15 protein-coding genes are annotated in these 15,982 nt (G+C 59.7%); 13 read left to right on the forward strand and 2 right to left on the reverse strand.

What is annotated here, in order from left to right:
* Window positions 1–54 precede the first annotated feature (54 nt).
* From AB8A38_RS02440 to AB8A38_RS02465, 6 genes are all read left to right on the forward strand, one after another.
* Window positions 55–1,017, forward strand: a complete 963-nt coding sequence (locus tag AB8A38_RS02440; protein WP_439084839.1) for a helix-turn-helix domain-containing protein — start codon at window positions 55–57, stop codon at window positions 1,015–1,017.
* A 53-nt stretch (window positions 1,018–1,070) separates the two neighbouring features.
* The gene (locus AB8A38_RS02445) at window positions 1,071–1,535 is read left to right on the forward strand and encodes a (2Fe-2S)-binding protein (protein WP_439084840.1); all 465 of its coding nucleotides are present in this window, start codon (window positions 1,071–1,073) and stop codon (window positions 1,533–1,535) included.
* Between the two features lie 127 nt (window positions 1,536–1,662).
* Window positions 1,663–3,792 carry a molybdopterin cofactor-binding domain-containing protein gene (locus AB8A38_RS02450; RefSeq protein ID WP_439084841.1) on the forward strand — a complete coding sequence of 710 codons (2,130 nt, stop codon included), beginning with the start codon at window positions 1,663–1,665 and terminating at the stop codon, window positions 3,790–3,792.
* A 9-nt stretch (window positions 3,793–3,801) separates the two neighbouring features.
* Window positions 3,802–4,434, forward strand: a complete 633-nt coding sequence (locus AB8A38_RS02455; RefSeq protein WP_439084842.1) for a hypothetical protein — start codon at window positions 3,802–3,804, stop codon at window positions 4,432–4,434.
* A gap of 97 nt (window positions 4,435–4,531) precedes the next feature.
* Entirely contained in the window at window positions 4,532–5,221 is a 690-nt protein-coding gene (locus AB8A38_RS02460; protein ID WP_439084843.1) for an alpha/beta fold hydrolase, read from the forward strand.
* Between the two features lie 161 nt (window positions 5,222–5,382).
* Window positions 5,383–5,679: a DUF3325 domain-containing protein gene (locus AB8A38_RS02465; RefSeq protein WP_439084844.1), complete on the forward strand. Its 297-nt coding sequence runs from the start codon at window positions 5,383–5,385 to the stop codon at window positions 5,677–5,679.
* 238 nt (window positions 5,680–5,917) lie between these two features.
* On the opposite strand, the gene AB8A38_RS02470 is transcribed toward AB8A38_RS02465, so the two are convergent.
* Complete coding sequence (locus AB8A38_RS02470) at window positions 5,918–6,865, reverse strand: LysR family transcriptional regulator (protein WP_439084845.1); 948 nt, start codon at window positions 6,863–6,865, stop codon at window positions 5,918–5,920.
* Window positions 6,866–7,026: 161 nt separating this feature from the next.
* On the opposite strand from AB8A38_RS02470, the gene AB8A38_RS02475 reads away from it, so the two are divergent.
* The 7 genes from AB8A38_RS02475 (at window position 7,027) to AB8A38_RS02505 (ending at window position 14,820) form a co-directional block, all read left to right on the forward strand.
* Entirely contained in the window at window positions 7,027–7,992 is a 966-nt protein-coding gene (locus tag AB8A38_RS02475) for an MBL fold metallo-hydrolase (RefSeq protein WP_439084846.1), read from the forward strand.
* Between the two features lie 236 nt (window positions 7,993–8,228).
* The gene (locus tag AB8A38_RS02480) at window positions 8,229–9,143 is read left to right on the forward strand and encodes a LysR family transcriptional regulator (RefSeq protein WP_439084847.1); all 915 of its coding nucleotides are present in this window, start codon (window positions 8,229–8,231) and stop codon (window positions 9,141–9,143) included.
* A gap of 228 nt (window positions 9,144–9,371) precedes the next feature.
* Window positions 9,372–10,418: a carbon-nitrogen hydrolase family protein gene (locus tag AB8A38_RS02485; protein WP_439084848.1), complete on the forward strand. Its 1,047-nt coding sequence runs from the start codon at window positions 9,372–9,374 to the stop codon at window positions 10,416–10,418.
* Between the two features lie 78 nt (window positions 10,419–10,496).
* The gene (locus AB8A38_RS02490; RefSeq protein ID WP_439084849.1) at window positions 10,497–12,194 is read left to right on the forward strand and encodes an MOSC domain-containing protein; all 1,698 of its coding nucleotides are present in this window, start codon (window positions 10,497–10,499) and stop codon (window positions 12,192–12,194) included.
* A gap of 91 nt (window positions 12,195–12,285) precedes the next feature.
* Entirely contained in the window at window positions 12,286–13,257 is a 972-nt protein-coding gene (locus AB8A38_RS02495) for an ABC transporter substrate-binding protein (protein WP_439084850.1), read from the forward strand.
* A complete protein-coding gene (locus AB8A38_RS02500) occupies window positions 13,254–14,036 on the forward strand; it encodes an ABC transporter ATP-binding protein (protein WP_439084851.1) in 783 nt (260 codons plus the stop codon). Before AB8A38_RS02495 ends, AB8A38_RS02500 begins: the two co-directional genes overlap by 4 nt.
* A gap of 7 nt (window positions 14,037–14,043) precedes the next feature.
* A complete protein-coding gene (locus AB8A38_RS02505) occupies window positions 14,044–14,820 on the forward strand; it encodes an ABC transporter permease (RefSeq protein ID WP_439084852.1) in 777 nt (258 codons plus the stop codon).
* Window positions 14,821–14,983: 163 nt separating this feature from the next.
* On the opposite strand, the gene AB8A38_RS02510 is transcribed toward AB8A38_RS02505, so the two are convergent.
* Window positions 14,984–15,910, reverse strand: coding sequence for a LysR family transcriptional regulator (locus tag AB8A38_RS02510; RefSeq protein ID WP_439084853.1), 927 nt, complete (start codon window positions 15,908–15,910; stop codon window positions 14,984–14,986).
* Window positions 15,911–15,982 lie beyond the last annotated feature (72 nt).

Consider the following 15,982-nt stretch of genomic DNA (forward strand, 5'->3'; position numbering starts at 1 on the left):
CAGCGCTCGCTTGCGATACGGGGCCGGGACTCGCTGCAGCTAAGGGGAGTCACAATGATGCTCGTCACGCATGGAGATCAAAAATATAAGAACAGCGAGAAGCTCGCGGAGACCGCGGATTGGCCTGCACTGAGCATCGAACATCGAAGGTTCGAGGCAGGGCGGCAGGCTACGCCCGTTCCGATTTGCACGGAGATCATGATGCTGCTGTCAGGCGGCGGAATGGTCTATCGGGCCGGCAACGGCGAAGTTCAGAAGAGCCTTGCCCGGCCGGGAATGAGCTATCTCGTACCCGCGGGAACGCAGGAGAGTCATCTCGAGCTTTCGGACCGGATGGAATGTCTTCACCTCTATCTCCCTCCGACGCTGCTGGACCAACGTACCCTCGCAGATTTTGATGTCGATCCCGCAGAGGTGCAGATCGCCTATGCCCACGGTCTGGCGGACCAAGTGCTCTTCCACATCTGCTCGCCGCTTCGTGACCTGCTTCATCGTCCTCGCCAACCGACCGACGCGTTGTTCGTGGAGGGCATTCAAATCGCGCTCGCAGCGCATCTTCTGGGGCACTATACGATTAATCGCTGGCGTCCGCCCGAAAAGTCACCGTCGCTCGATCCGCGAAGGCTCCAGCGCGTGTTGGGCTATATCGACGCTTCCCTTAATCGCGAGATCAGGCTCGAGGAACTCGCGGCCCAGGCCTGCCTCAGCCCGTTTCATTTCTCTCGCCTGTTTCGCGAAGCAACTGGATTGTCACCGCACCGCTATGTGATCGATCGCCGCGTCCAAGCCGCACGGCAAGAACTGGCGCGCAGAAACCTATCCCTGGCGGAAATTGCCCTGGAACTCGGCTTCGGCTCTCAAGCCAATTTCACGCGGGTGTTTCGAAAGGCCACGAGACTTACTCCGGGGCAGTATCGCGAGTTGTGCTGTGGCCAGATCGACGTGAAAGCTGATCGCGACGGTAAGGATTCCGCAGGGATTGCACATGATCCCGCAGGATTCGGAAATACTGCTTAGCTCCCGTGAGGCAGTGCTGGTGCACCAGTCAAATCCGCCAGGGACATATCGACATGATCGAACTCACGGTCAACGGGATCAAGCGGCAGGTCGACGTCGTTCCCGAGATGCCTTTGCTTTGGGTATTGCGCGACGAGCTCGGCATCACAAGTCCCAAATACGGCTGCGGGGTCGCTCAATGTGGCGCCTGTACCGTCCAGATCAACGGAAAGGCTGTCCGATCCTGTCAGTCACATATAGGCGAGGTCGCGGGTAAGTCGGTGGTCACGATCGAAGGGGTGGGCAACAGGGATGACCATCCGGTCCTGCAGGCCTGGATCGAACATCAGGTTCCGCAATGCGGCTACTGTCAGACTGGCCAGATCATGCAAGCCATCTCGCTTCTCGAATTGATCCCCCGGCCGACAGACGAGGACATCAACGAAGTCATGTCCGGCAATCTCTGTCGTTGCGGCACCTATCCACGCATTCGTGCTGCGATCCATACAGCTGCTGCAAAAAAGATAGCGGGGAAGTGAGATGGGCCATATGCAGGGACTTTCCCGTCGGGCTTTCGTTTTCGGCTCCGCAGCCGTGGCTGGTGGTATCGCTTTCGGCTCCTATGACAATGCTGCACAGGGCGCTGCGACCGCCAGTGGCAATCCATTGGTCGCCGGCCTCGGACCAAACTCCGCGACCTTCAATCCCTGGGTGGAGATCAGCCCGGAAAAGATCACGCTCATCGCGCAACACGCTGACATCGGTCAGGGCGTCGGCTCCGTGCAGCCGATCATGATTGCCGAAGAGATGGACCTCGATCCCGGTCAATTCGAAATTCGGTTCGCGGGACCAAGCCCCGCTTATTTCAATACCGGTTTCGCAGATGAGCTGGCCCCGTTCCTGGCAGCGGATCAAAGCCCAGCCGCTGAAGCGGCACGTACTGCGGCGCTCGACAGCCTCAGGACGTCAGGCCTGCAGATGACAGGCGGGTCAAGTACAATTCCCGACACCTACGAAAAGTTGCGCGTCGCCGGCGCGGTCGCACGCGAAACGCTCAAAGCCGCAGCGGCCAAGCGTTCAGGCGTCCCTGTTGCCGACATCCGCACCCAATCCGGCCATGTGATCCTGCCAGACGGGAGGAAAATTCCCTACATTGAACTCGCCGCGGAAGCCGCAAAAATTCCGCCCGTGCTCGATGCGAAGCCGCGCGACCCGTCAAAATGGCGAATACTGGGCAAGCCGATGATGCGCCTCGACGTTCGCTCGAAGGTCATGGGCGAGTTGAAGTTCGGCATCGATCTGAAGATCGATGGCATGTTGTACGCTGCCGTCAAGCTGAATCCCAACAAGGGTCAGCCGCTGAAATCATATGACGCGAGCAAGGCCCGGTCGATGCCGGGGGTCAAAAAGATCCTCGAGATAAAAAATGGCGTCGCGGTGATCGCGACAAACAGCTGGTACGCGATGAAGGCGGTCGACACGATCGATTGCGCGTGGGCACCTTCGATATATCCTGCAGAGCAAGCCGACCATTGGAAGGTTCTGGAGGCGTCATTCAAGCCGGAATTCCTCGGCAAGGAGTGGCGGAAAATCGGCGATGTCGAGACCGGGCTGAAGCGCGGAACGCTGGTCCAGGCGGAGTATCGCGCGCCTTATGTCGCGCATCAACCGCTTGAGCCTCTCAATGGGATCGCGGTTGTCTCCGACGCAGGGATGGAGATTTGGGTCGGCCATCAGAGTCCTCAGGCCGTGCAGTCCATCGCGGCGACAGCGATCGGCCTCAAGCCGGAACAAGTTATCTTCCACAATCAATGGACAGGTGGAAGTTTCGGGCACCGCCTTGAATTCGAGAACGTCCGCGTCCTGACCGAGATTGCAAATCAGATGCGCGGAACGCCGGTCAAGCTCGTGTTCTCGCGCGAAGAAGATTTTCTCCAGGATATTCCACGACAGATTTCGATCGCTCGACACAGAGGGAGCGTCGACAAAGGGAAGATCGTCGCGGCCGACCTGCAACTGGCAGCGACCGCTCCGTTCAAGGGGCTGCTCGAGCGTATGGGCGCGCCGTCGAAAGACCCCGATCCCCAATTGGCGGCCGGCATGTGGAATGTCTATTACGACATTCCACATTTCAGGGCCACGAGCTTTGAGGCGCAGGGACTATCGCCGTGCACCACATGGCGGTCGGTGGGAGCCTCTACAGCCGGCTTCTTCACCGAAAGCTTCATCGACGAACTGATCCATGCGGCCGGCCTCGATCCATTGAAGGCGCGCATCGAAATGTGCGCTGTGCCGACCTACCGTAAGGTTCTCGAAACGGTCGCAGAGATGTCGAATTGGAAGGGACCACTCGGTAACGGTAAGGGGCGTGGTGTCGCGTTCGTCGAGTCGTTCGGGACCCCAACGGCCGAAGTCGTCGAAGTAAGCATGACTGACAGAGGCATCAGGATCGACAAGGTCTGGGTTGCGGTCGATGTCGGCAAGGTTGTCGATCCCGTCAATTTCGAGAACCAGGTACAGGGCGGAGTCGTCTGGGGACTCGGCCACGCCATCAACTGCGAACTTACTTACGCAAAGGGCGGGGCGCAGCAGACGAACTACAATCATCACGAAGCCATGCGGATTTATCAATGTCCGGTGATCGAAGTTCGCGGGCTTGAGAATGATCCCAAAGTGAGAGGGGTCGGAGAGCCGCCTGTTCCTCCTGCCGCCCCCGCGCTCGCCAATGCGATATTCGCGGCGACCGGAAAGCGGATCCGCGAAATGCCCTTCGACAAGTTCATTGATTTTGTGTGAGGGCGAGACATGAAGACATCTCTGAAAGCGGTCGTCTTTGCGGTCTCAGTAATTTCGGCCTTCACGGGAATTGTCGCGGCCAAGGACGAGGCTTCCAAGGACGTGTTGCCGCCTGGCAGCGTGAGTCGCACCGAGGGGCTGGAGGCGTGGAAGCGGATTGAGGCCGTGGTGACGCATCCGCGTTGCGCCAACTGCCATGTCGATGCCAAGGCGATTCCGATATGGACGCCGGCAGGCGAAAGCAAACCCCGCGTGCATGGGATGAATATCCATGGCGGAGAGAGCCGCATCGGGACTGAGAAAATCGCCTGCTCGACCTGTCACATGACTTCCACTCAGCCGAACGAGCCGGCACCCTCGCCACCGCGCGCCAGCATCGACTGGCAGCTTGCCCCGGTAGCCTTCATCTGGTTCGGCAAGAGCGGCGCCGAGATTTGTGCGCAACTGAAAGATCCCAAACGCAATGGTGGTCGCGACGCCGCTGGCCTCGTTGGACACCTGCGGCACGATGCATCGTTAAACGGCTTCATCCCTCGCGGGTGGGCACCCGGAGCAGGCCGCTCGGTCCCTCCGGGGACGTTCGAGGATCACGTCAAAGACATGGCCCTGTGGGGAGCAGCCGGGCAACCATGTCCGAACTGACGGATTGCGCCAAAGCGCGATCAGCGACCAGGTTGATGCAGGCCGCCAAGTCCTAGGCCCGTCTTGGGCCAGGATTATCCACGAAAGGAAGAGCGTTATGGCAATCGGTACGATCGTTCTTGTCCATGGGGCCTTTGCGGATGGCTCTTGCTGGGCGCAGGTTATCCCTCTGCTCACGAAGCGAGGCCTGAAAGCTATCGCAGTTCAAAATCCTCTTAGTTCGCTGGCCGACGATGTTACGGCCACGCATCGGGTTGTAAACATGCAGGACGGTCCGGTTCTCATGGTTGGACATTCCTGGGGCGGGGCCGTCATCACCGAGGCCGGCAACCATCCGCAGGTTAAAGGCCTTGTTTATGTCGCTGCCGGCGCGCCGGACAGCGGGCAGTCGTTCGATGATTGGTGGAAGTCGTATCCGCCAGCGCCTGGCGCTTCCGAAATCAGACCCTATGGTGAAGGCTACGTCGCTTTAACCCTCAAGGGTGTTCGCAAGCACTTCGTGCAAGACATCCCAGTGGATGAAGCCGACATCGTATTCGCCACGCAGGGGCCGTTGGCAGTAAAATGCTTCGGCGACAAGATTACCGAGGCAGCTTGGCGTTCCAAGCTCTCATGGTATGTCGTCGCAGCTCACGATGAAACCATTCCTCCCGACGTTGAGCGCGATTCTGCGAAGCGGATGGGTGCCAAGACTTTGGTGCTTGAAAGCTCGCATGTGCCGATGCTTTCTCAGCCCGATGCGATCGCGGAGTTTATCGCCGACGCGGCGGCTTCTCTGCACGGTTGACGTACATCGGGGCGCGCGCCGGGCAGCCCCTGCCGGTGCTGGGCCCTCGCTTTGCTCCATGCCGTCTTAGCGATACGGACCTGGCGGGGGCGTCGCGTTCAGTCCAAGCGTACGACAAATCGGCGGGTTCCGATCGTGGTCCCGTCCGGTGAGGGAGCGGTATGAATCACTTTCGAGCATTCGTGCTTTGCCTGGCAGGTTTTGCTGCGCTGGCGTTTGCCATGCATCGCCACCAGCGCGAGATCATCGGCGGGTCGCTACCTTTAACGCTAACTCGGGCCCTTCGCATTGTCGGCACCTGCGCTCCGCTTTTCGCGCTCGGTGTTCTTGTCACTGCATGTGGCTGGGGCCTGGGCCTCGTGATATTCAGCGGTCACACCAGCATCGCTGCCGATACCGTCTGTAGTGTGCTTATCGTCTATACGGCGATACATACGCGCAGATTGCAGCGGCGATAGCCTTGCCGCGTATTGGGTATGAAACCTGGCACTACCCTCGTTGGCGTCTTCCACGATACGAAGAGGATCTAGCGTGTCGCTTAGGGTGCGCTGATGGCGATTTCAGTTGAGAAGGCCCGAGGTCGGCTTCTGGCGCAAAGCCGACAATCGTTGGACGCTTGCTGAGATCGGACAGGCAGTGCGAACTGAGAATGCGGCGACAAGATCTTCGGTCATCATCGATCTGCGCATCGAACGATCAGGCAACTCCCGAGCTTGACGCCTTTTCCCTGAGAAGCCAATCCGCTTGCAACTGCGCCATATCAGCCCGCAAACGCGGCACGGCCCAGTCCAAAAAACACCGGACCTTCAACGGCTGCAATCCGGCATCCGGATAGATCAAGCTGACAGGTAATGGCTCCGGTGCGAAATCCGGTAAGAGAATCTGTAGCCGACCAGATTTTAACTCATCCGCCACCTGATAGCAGAGCACCCGGATGATCCCGATGCCGGCAAGGGCGGCCTGTATGGCCGCGTCCGTCGTATTCACGGCCAGCTTCGAGCGCGGCTCCACGGCGAAGGCGGCGGTGTCTCGCCGATAGCGCCATTCGGGCGATGTCGCGAAGCCATTGAAAGCAATTCCGTCATGCCGTGCCAGATCTTCCGGCACGCGCGGGATGCCATTCCGAGCCAGATAAGCAGGACTGGCACAGATGACACGGTGAACGACGCCGACGCGCGTCGCGATCAGTGCATTGTCCTCCAGATGCCCGATGCGCAGAGCAAGATCGACATGCTCGCTCACGAGATCGATCTGCTTGTCGGCCAGCGTGAGCCGCAGCGAGATATCGGGCTGCTCCGCCAGAAAGCTCAGTGCGATGGGCAACAGATGGCGCTCCCCGAATGCGACGGGGGCCGTGACATGGAGCACGCCACGTGGCGCATTGTATTCGCCGCCCGCCTCTCGCTCTGCCTCCTCCAACTGTTCGAGTATCCGACGTGAGGCGGCGACATAGGCGCGGCCGGCATCGGTGAGCGTGAGCTTGCGGCTAGTGCGAATAACCAACCGGGTGCCGAGATGCTGCTCGAGTTCAGCGACTTTGCGGCTGACGGTGGCGAGCGGTGCGCGCATCTGGCGTGCACCGGCGGACAGGCTGCCAGCCTCGACAACAGCCAGCAGCACAGACATAGCCTCAAACCGGTCCATCATACCTTCCGAAGTTTGGGAGGATACCTCTTGCAGTCTTAGGATACCGTTTTCCGGATGGCGACTCTAGTTTTCGCGGAATCGGGGGCGTTGCCAAACGGGTGCCCTCAGGCAGAGGACGCGTGCACCAAGGCTCGCGTCAATGATCAGGAAGGCCAGCCATGACCAATCTCTCTCGTCGCGCGCTGATAGGCGGACTGGGTGTCGGAATAGTTGGTGGCGGCCTTCTTCCCGAGGTTGCCTTGGCCAAGAGTACAGCGGCGCCCGCAAAGGGTGCAGTGACGCCTTTGGCGCAGATCCAGATCGGCCGCTTCACCGTGACCGCGCTGACCGACGGCTATGCGGACATGCCTTACACCTATTTCCCCGGTCGCACGGCCGAACAGGTGGAACAGGCTGCAAAGTCCCAGTTCACGGCGCGGCCGAGCGGCGTCCGTTTCGTGTTCAATCAGTATCTGATCGAGGACGGCCAGCGCCGGATTCTGATCGATACCGGGCCGGCGGGCTCCATCGGCCAGACAGGTGCACTCCCGAAGGCGCTCGCCGCATTCGGCATCAGCCGCGATCAAATCGATGCGGTGATCGTGACGCATATGCATCAGGACCACATGGGTGGCCTGATCGTTGGCGGGAAGAAGAATTTTCCCAAGGCCGAGCTCTATGTCGACCGTCGCGACGTGGTGCATTGGACCGATCCGGCAAAGCAAGCCGGTGCGCCCGACTATCTGCAGCCCAGCTTCAAAATGGCGAACGAAGTCGTGCGTCTGTATCCCAAGCTGCAGAAGATCGATGGCGAGCGCGAGTTCGTGCGCGGCATTTCCATCGTGGATCTGACGGGTCATACGCCGGGCCATATCGGCGTGCGGATCGCCGATGCCGGTCAGAGCCTTGTCATGGTATCCGACATGGTCTTCCCCGTGATCCATCCGAGCGCGACCGATGTGGGCTTCCTGTTTGAACAGGACCGCCCGGCGGCACAGGCAATGCGCGACAAGTTCTTTGCGCAGGCTGCTGCTGAAGGGGCGCTGATCGCGGCGACCCATATGCCCTTTCCGGGTCTCGGTCGCATCGTTTCGGATCGCGGGCAACTGCGCTGGCAGGTGGCGGACTGGGCCTTGCAGACTTGAACGCTCGGCTGAGCGCCGAGCGAAACGCACCGGCACGCAACGACGGCTTTACAGGATCATCCGCATGGCATCGTCGCCCGCCAAATCAAGCGTCCTTGCAACGGGGGGCAGCGCTAGATCTCAAATTGAAAGCGCGACGAAGTATCTTAAAGGCTGAAAGTCCGTTCCATAGTAATTTGCGACCGCACTAGGATATGGTGGTGGATGTAAAAGTTAAATGAGTTTTGGGAAAAGAATTGCAATTCAAGCATCTTCAATACCTGGTTGCTTTAGCCAAACAGCGGCATTTTGGCCGTGCGGCGAATGCTCTGCAGATCAGCCAATCCGCGCTCTCGCAGGCCATTCAGCATCTGGAGAAGCATTTTAGCACGCCTATCGTCCTGCGGGACCAAACTGGATTTCAGGGGTTCACGCGAGAAGGCGAGGCGATTCTCAGTTGGGCGCGCCAATCGCTTGCGGATCACGACAGGCTGTTGAATGCGAGGCACGAAAACGAAGCCGATCTGAAGGGCAGCTTGCGTCTCGCATTGTCGCCGGTGGCGATGACAATCACGTCGCTTCTGACCGCGCCTTTTGCGGAACGCTATCCGGGCATCACGATTTCCGTTCAGTGCAAGACGATGCCGGAGATCGAGCGCGGTATTAAGGAGTTCGAATACGATGTCGGTGTCACCTATCTCGATGGTTTGACGCTCGGCGGACTACGACCATATACGCTTTATGACGAGGCCTATTATCTTCTGGTCCCGAAGGACCATTTCCTGAGCGACAGGGAAATGATCGACTGGCTCGAGGTCGGCGGATTACCGCTGTGTCTGCTTAGCCCGAACCTCCACAACAGGGTGATAATCGACCGGATATTTGCCAGCGTTGGCGCTACGCCGAAAGCGGTAATCGAGACCAATTGCAGCCTCGGGCTCTTCGCCCATATGCGGACCGGAAACTGGCTGACCATCGTCCCGCATTCTTATTTCTATCTCTTGGGCGACTGGCTCTTTATCAGGTCGATTCCGATCGTCAATCCGTCGACGACGGCGACGATAGGTCTTGTAATTCATGAGCGGGACCCGATTTCGCCAAATGTCAGGGCATTCGTGGAGGTGGCGCAACAGGCGGCGATCGGCAAGCAGCTCGACCGATACCGGACTTGACTCTCATTCTGTCGCGAAAACCGGCGCGACGGAATGTCGTCCGATCCGCTGTTGCTTCGCGGCCGGTCGCGTTGGCGAGCCGGGACGTCGCAGCGTGATTAGTAAAAGTGAGAACGTTATTAGCCGTCTCTGCTCAACAATGCCGCTTCCGAAGGGAACTATTTGGACTTGAGATCAAGCCGTCTTTGGCCGGATACATTCGCATCATCGCAACAAGAAAGTGCGGAAATGCGGACCTATCCCAAGTTCAAAGTCGCAGCCATGCATGCGAGCCCGGTTTTCCTCGATACCGGGAAGACCGTCGACAAAGCCTGCGCGCTGATCGAGGAAGCGGTCGACAACGGCGCCAATATGGTCGTGTTTCCGGAAGCGTTCATTCCGTGTTTTCCGATCTGGCACTCGCTCAGGGCACCCGGCCTGAACCACGACTATTTCCGCCGGCTGGCGGCTGCAGCCGTGCACGTTCCCGGCCCGGAAATCCGACGCCTGGCAGAGCTTGCCAAGCGCCGCGACGTGGTGATTTCGATGGGGATCAACGAGGGGACGACGGCAAGCATTGGCTGCCTGTGGAATACCAACATCCTGATCGGCAATGATGGGCGGCTCTTGAACCATCACCGCAAGATCGTCCCGACCTACATGGAAAAGCTGACATGGGCGAACGGTGACGGTGCAGGTCTGCGCGTCGTCGAAACCTCGCTGGGGCGGATCGGCGCTTTGATCTGTGCGGAAAACTGCAACCCGCTCGCGCGCCATGCTCTGATCGCGCAAGGCGAGCAGGTTCATATCGCCACCTATCCATCGAGCTGGATGAGCGGCGGCGGCATGAGCCTTGCGGAGGGCGTGCGGATTCGCACCGAGGCGCACTGCACCGAAGCCAAGGTCTTCACCATCGCCGCGTCGATGTACCTCACGGACAAGGCAAAGGACATTCTGGCGGAGGGCGACATGCAGCTTCGCGAGAAGCTCGAAGCCAGCGAACGAAACCCGACAATGGTCATGGGCCCGAGCGCCGAGCTGAAGGCGGCGGTCCTGAGAGATGACGAAGGCATTCTCTACGCCGATATCGACGTCAACGATTGCATCCTGCAAAAGCAGTTCCACGACCTTTCCGGCTACATGAATCGCTTCGACATTTTCAATCTCACTGTCGATCGTTCGACAAATGATCCGGTGACCTTTGCGCCCGTTCGCGGCCGGCGCGAACATGTCGATGCCGATCTCACAGAAGATGCGCCGAATATTTGGTCGCGCTCGCCTCAAGCTGCGGAGTAGTGCCAGCAGATCGACGCTGAGATTTTTGTTTTGCGCTCGATGTCGATGCCATCGACACGACAATAATGGATCAAGCCTGTGACGACCGCTCGCATACAAGGAATCTTCATCGGTCGCGCGGCCCAGTTGGTCCCGGGCGGCGTGCTGAGCGCATTTGTGAAGAAGAGGGCAGGTGGTCCGGTGGAGGCAGGTATCGCGGGGGTCAGCGGCGACGAGCAAGCAGACTTGCGCGTGCACGGCGGCCCCGACATGGCGATCTATGCGTATGACCGCTCGCACTACGTCGCCTGGACGTCGGAGTTTCCGGAACATGCAAGGCTCTGGGGCGAGGGGGCCTTGGGCGAAAACCTGTCGATGGACGGTTGGGATGAGACCAATGTCTGCGTCGGCGATGTCGTTCATCTTGGCAGCGCGCTCCTCCAGGTCACGAGACCAAGGAAGCCCTGTTTCAAGCTCGCATTGCGCTTCAATGACCTGCGGCTGCCACGCCGACTGGTGGAGACCGGACGGTGCGGATGGTACTACCGCGTACTCAGGAGCGGCGCGATCTCCGAGGGCGATGAAGCCGTTCTGGTAAGCCGCTTACACCCGGAATGGAATATCCGGCGTATCAATGACCTCAGTATTCAGGTCGATGCGGATCCCGTTGTGCTGCGCGAACTTGCCGGCCTGCCCGAACTTGCGGCCAACTGGCGTGCGCAGGTGCAAGCAGCGGCTCTGGCCAGCGATGCGGCCGCGCGAAAAAATGCGTTCCGGACATTCAACGTCATCGGGGTGCTCGACGAAAGCGCCTCGATCCGTTCGTTCGAGCTTGCACCGGCCGACGGGGAGGGCATTGCGCCTGCAGTGCCCGGCCAGCATCTCGTTGTCCGGGGCGACGTGGGTGGGCTCAAGACGTTGCGTCCCTATTCGATATCGGCGGTCGCCAACACGCATCTGCAGATCAGCGTCAAGCGTAAGATCGGCGGCTTTTCGGAATGGCTGCACAAGTCCATCACGGCAGGCGATCAGCTCGATGTTCTGGGCCCACGTGGTTCGTTCAAGCTGGACACAGCGAGCGACTTGCCGCTCGTGCTGATTTCGGGCGGCGTCGGGATCACGCCGATGATGGCTATGTTGCAGGCGGCCACAACGAACAACGGAGCCAGAATCGTCCCTGCCAGTGTCGCATTCATTCACTGCACGCGTGACTCCAGTCAGCAGGCGTTCAAGGCGCAGTTGTCGGACGTTGCCGCGAGACATCCGGCAGTTGCCTTTCACACGCGTTTCAGCCGGCCGCTTTCGGCAGACCGGATCGGAAAGACGCATGACAGCGTTGGCCGGATCGACGGGGATCTGGTTCAGCAGACCGTCGCGCCTCTGGGCGCATGTAACGTCTATGTCTGCGGGCCCGACGCCTTCATGACCGATGTCAGAGGGTGGATCGAAGAGCTCGGTTTTCCGGGCATCCGGGTGATGACCGAAGTCTTCGGCCCGTCAGGAGGCGCGACGCCTGTTGCCGAATGCAAGACGCGGCCGAGCCGCTCGCGCGTCAACTTCATGCGATCCGGCCGCGTGCTGAAAATGACAGACGTGGGCTCGCTGCTCGATCTCGCCGAAGCCGAAGGCGTGGCGGTGGAAAGCGATTGTCGCTCCGGCATCTGCGGTGCCTGTGTTGCGAAGGTGATCTCTGGACAGGTCGGTTACGACGCGGAGCCCATTGCCTCTGTCGCTGAGGGAGAAGTTCTTCTGTGCTGCGGATTTCCCCTCGCTGAAGAGCTCGTCTTGGATCTCTAGATCGCGCGGTATCAAGGAGCGCGATGTAAATCTTGGGAAGAGGGCGCTCCGGGCCTATCGGATTTTGTTCGAACTGCTGAGGAAAGTCGAAATGGACATGAACATCACCAGACGTCATGCGACCGCACTATTGATGGCTGCCCTCGGAGGCGGTCTTCGCTCTGCTCATGCCGAGGATCTGGCGCCACTGCGAATCGCGCATGATCTGCCGATCGCCTGGCTTCCGCTGTATGTCGCGTATGAACGCAAGCTCTGGCAGAGCGATGGAATCAGTGCGACCACCATCCCGTCGCCGCATGGCACCGCGACGCTGATATCGGTCGCCGGCGGCGCTGCGGATATCGGTGTTTCCACGGATATGTCGGTCTGCGTCGGCGCCTTCAGCAAGACGGCCGTCAAGATCATCGCGTCCTTCAATCAGGTCGAGAATATGGAGCTTGCCTGCACCAGTGCAATCCAGAGTCCCGCGGATCTGAAGGGAAAGCGCATTGCCGTCGTGCAGGCAAACCCATCGCAATATTACTTCTCCCTGCTCCTGAAGAAATACAATCTCGCTCCCACCGATGTGTCCCTCGTGCGACTGGGACCGGCTGAAATGCTCTCTGCCCTGAACGGCGGATCGATCGATGGCTTCGTCTGGCAAGAGCCGTTTCTCACGCAGGCCGCCAAGATCGAGGGCAAGAAGTTTCATCGCCTCCGGGAGCCCGGGCTGAACAAGATCTTCGCGTCGATCATCGTCAACGAGAAGACATTGCGAGAGCGGCGGCCTGTGCTTGTGAAGGCGCTGCGAGCGCTCGATCAGGCTTGCGCATTCACGCGATCCAATGCTGCGGAATCGATCCGGATCGGCGCGCAGTTCTCTCAAATGGATCCGGCAGTGGCCGCGGATGCGATCAGCCGCATGGAGATAGGACTGTCGCTGGACGCACCCGTCATGAAGGCGAAGATGATCGACCAGGCGAATTGGGCGATTGCCGAAGGCATCGCGCGGCCGGGGTCCGTTGTCCCTGACTATATGGATTATCTCGATCCGACCGTTCTGGCCGATGCGAGGCGCTCATGAGCTTGCATGTCCAACCGCAAGCATTTGCCGAGATCCCGAACTTCATCCAGATCGATTCCGTGTCCTACAGGTTCGACCCCAGGCAGCTTGCGCTGGGTAACGTCAAGCTGACTGTTCCGCTGGGGCAATTCGTTTGTCTGCTCGGCCCCAGCGGATGCGGCAAGACGACATTGCTCAATCTGATCGCCGGTTTTCTGGTGCCGACCGAAGGATACGTGTTCGTCAACGGAAAGGTCGTGGACAGCCCCGGCCCCGATCGCGGCATGGTGTTTCAGGATTATTCGCTGTTTCCGTGGCTGACAGTTCTGAAGAACATCGAGTTCGGGCCGGGCATTGCCGGCATGAGCGCGTCCAAGCGCCGCGAGCGGGCCATGCATTATCTCGAACTGGTGAATCTAGGACATATCGCCGATCACTATCCGACCCAGCTTTCGGGAGGCATGAAGCAGCGTGTCGCGATCGCCCGGGCGCTCGCAACCGGCCCCAAGGTTCTCTTGATGGACGAACCTTTCGCGGCACTCGACGCGATGACCCGTAGCCGACTTCAGCTCGAGCTGATCCGGATCCATGAACTCGAACGTCCGACGATCCTGTTCGTGACCCACAATATCGACGAAGCGATCCGTCTCGCCGACCGTGTTCTTGTGATGTCGCCCAATCCGGGTCGCGTCGTTTCCGATGTTACGATTGAATTGGAGAAGCCCCGTGCTCGCACCTCCGTCGAATTTGCTCGCCTCTACGACCGCTTCGAAACCGAAATCGGCCTCGAAAGCTCCTAGCGTCGGGATGGATACGAGAAAGCTCAGAAACGTTGCGATCAGCGCACTGGGGATCAGCGGCCTTTTTCTGCTCTGGCACCTGATTGCAACCAGTGGCCTGGTTGACCGGGTGATGCTGCCGTCGCCCGCGGAGGTGTTCGGCTCGGCACTTGCGATCGCAAAGACCGGAGAATTGCAGGATCATATCCAGGCGAGCGTCTTCAGAATGGCGCTTGGCTATGCCGCCGGATCGTGTCTAGGAATCCTCATGGGGGTCGTCCTTGGTCGCAGCAGATTCATGGAGTCGCTGCTGGGGCCAATCCTGCAGATGGCGCGCGCAATTCCCCCGCTGGCTCTGGTACCGCTCATCATCTTCTGGTTCGGGATCAATGAAGGTGCGAAGATATCTCTGATCGGATGGGCGACGTTCTTCCCTGTCTGGATCAACACCCTGCTCGGTGTGAAAGGCGTCAATCCTCTGTTCATCCGCGCCGGACAAAGTCTTGGTGCCCGCCGCGGAACGCTATTGCTGAAAGTCGTAGTCCCGGCTGCTCTCGCTCCTATCTTCTCCGGCATGCGGGTGGCGCTATCGATATCGTTCACGGTGTTGGTCGCTGCAGAACTGGCGGGGGCGCTTGCTGGATTAGGCTATCTGATCCAGACGTCCGCACTTTCGTTCCGCGTCGACAATATCTTTGTCGGCATCGTGGTGCTCGCAATTCTCGGATTCATCGCGGACACGCTGTTCATGCTGGCGCTGTACCGGCTCTTCCCTTGGTATCGGAGCGAGCAGACAGGAAAGTAATCACGTTTGCCCATCGGATGTCCGCTTCTGGCGCAAAGCACACCGACGTGAGCTAAGCCCCGCCGATCGTCTAGGTTTCAAGCCGCCTCATCCGTGCAACCATTCCTGCGATGACCAGCAGGGTTGTGGGTCACCGCATTAAAGCGTGCCGCTGTCGCAGAATTCAATAGTCTTGGGTAAGACCCGAAAACATGTGGCGATTCCGCGTCGCGAACTTGATCAGGAAATCTGCAACAGCGCGCGACCGCGCCAGTTTACTCTGGGTCGGATGGGTGATCAGGTAAATTCCTTCACGCGGTGCCGCGGGGCCCATCTCGATGCGGGTTACGCCGGGGACGGCGTCGCCAACATAACAGGGCAGCACGCCGACGCCGAGACCTGAGGCCACGGCAGCGCGCAGCGAAACGGTGGAGCTGGCCTCAATCGCTGGTGCGCGTCCCCGCGTGAGGCTGACCATCCACTTCCGCTCTGGCATATCGCGACTAGCATCCGACAGCAGGATGAACGGCATCTCCGCCAGGGTCGCGCCGCCCTGCATGCGCTGGGCGAGATCATTGCGAGCGTAGAGTGCGTAGCGATAATCGCAAAGCCGCCGGATGCCGAGCTCGTTGGGCACGGCCAGGCTGATGCGCAGCGCCACATCGGCATGGCCGCGGCGAAATTCGTCAAACTGCATGTCGGCGCACAATGCAATCCGGATCGCCGGATGGGTCTCACGGAAATTGGCGAGGGCATCCGTCAATGCGTGACAGATCAGGGCGTGAGGCGCGGCGAGGCGCACGACGCCGTCCAGATCTGAATTGGGTCCATCGATCAGTTGCGGGAGCGCATCCAGCGCCTCCGCAATCGACCTCGCCTTCGCCAAGAGCGCCGCCGCTGGCGGGCTGACCACCATGCGGCCTTCGCTGCGCTGAAACAGCTTGGTGTCGAGCGCGAGCTCCAGCGTGGCCAGCCGGCGCAGCACCGTGCTGTGGCTGACCCCCAGCCGTCTGGCGGCGCCAAGCGCGGTTCCGCTGGTTTCGATGGCCAGCACTACCCGCAGGTCATCCCACGTGAATCCCACCTGCGGTAGCGTTTCAGTGCTGTCCATAAATGAAAATCATACTTTCATTTTTGGACAATGCCAGCGGCGATCTCGGCATTAGTGTTGCTTGGGGATTGG

Source organism: Tardiphaga sp. 839_C3_N1_4 (genome assembly GCF_051811045.1).
Lineage (GTDB): Bacteria > Pseudomonadota > Alphaproteobacteria > Rhizobiales > Xanthobacteraceae > Tardiphaga.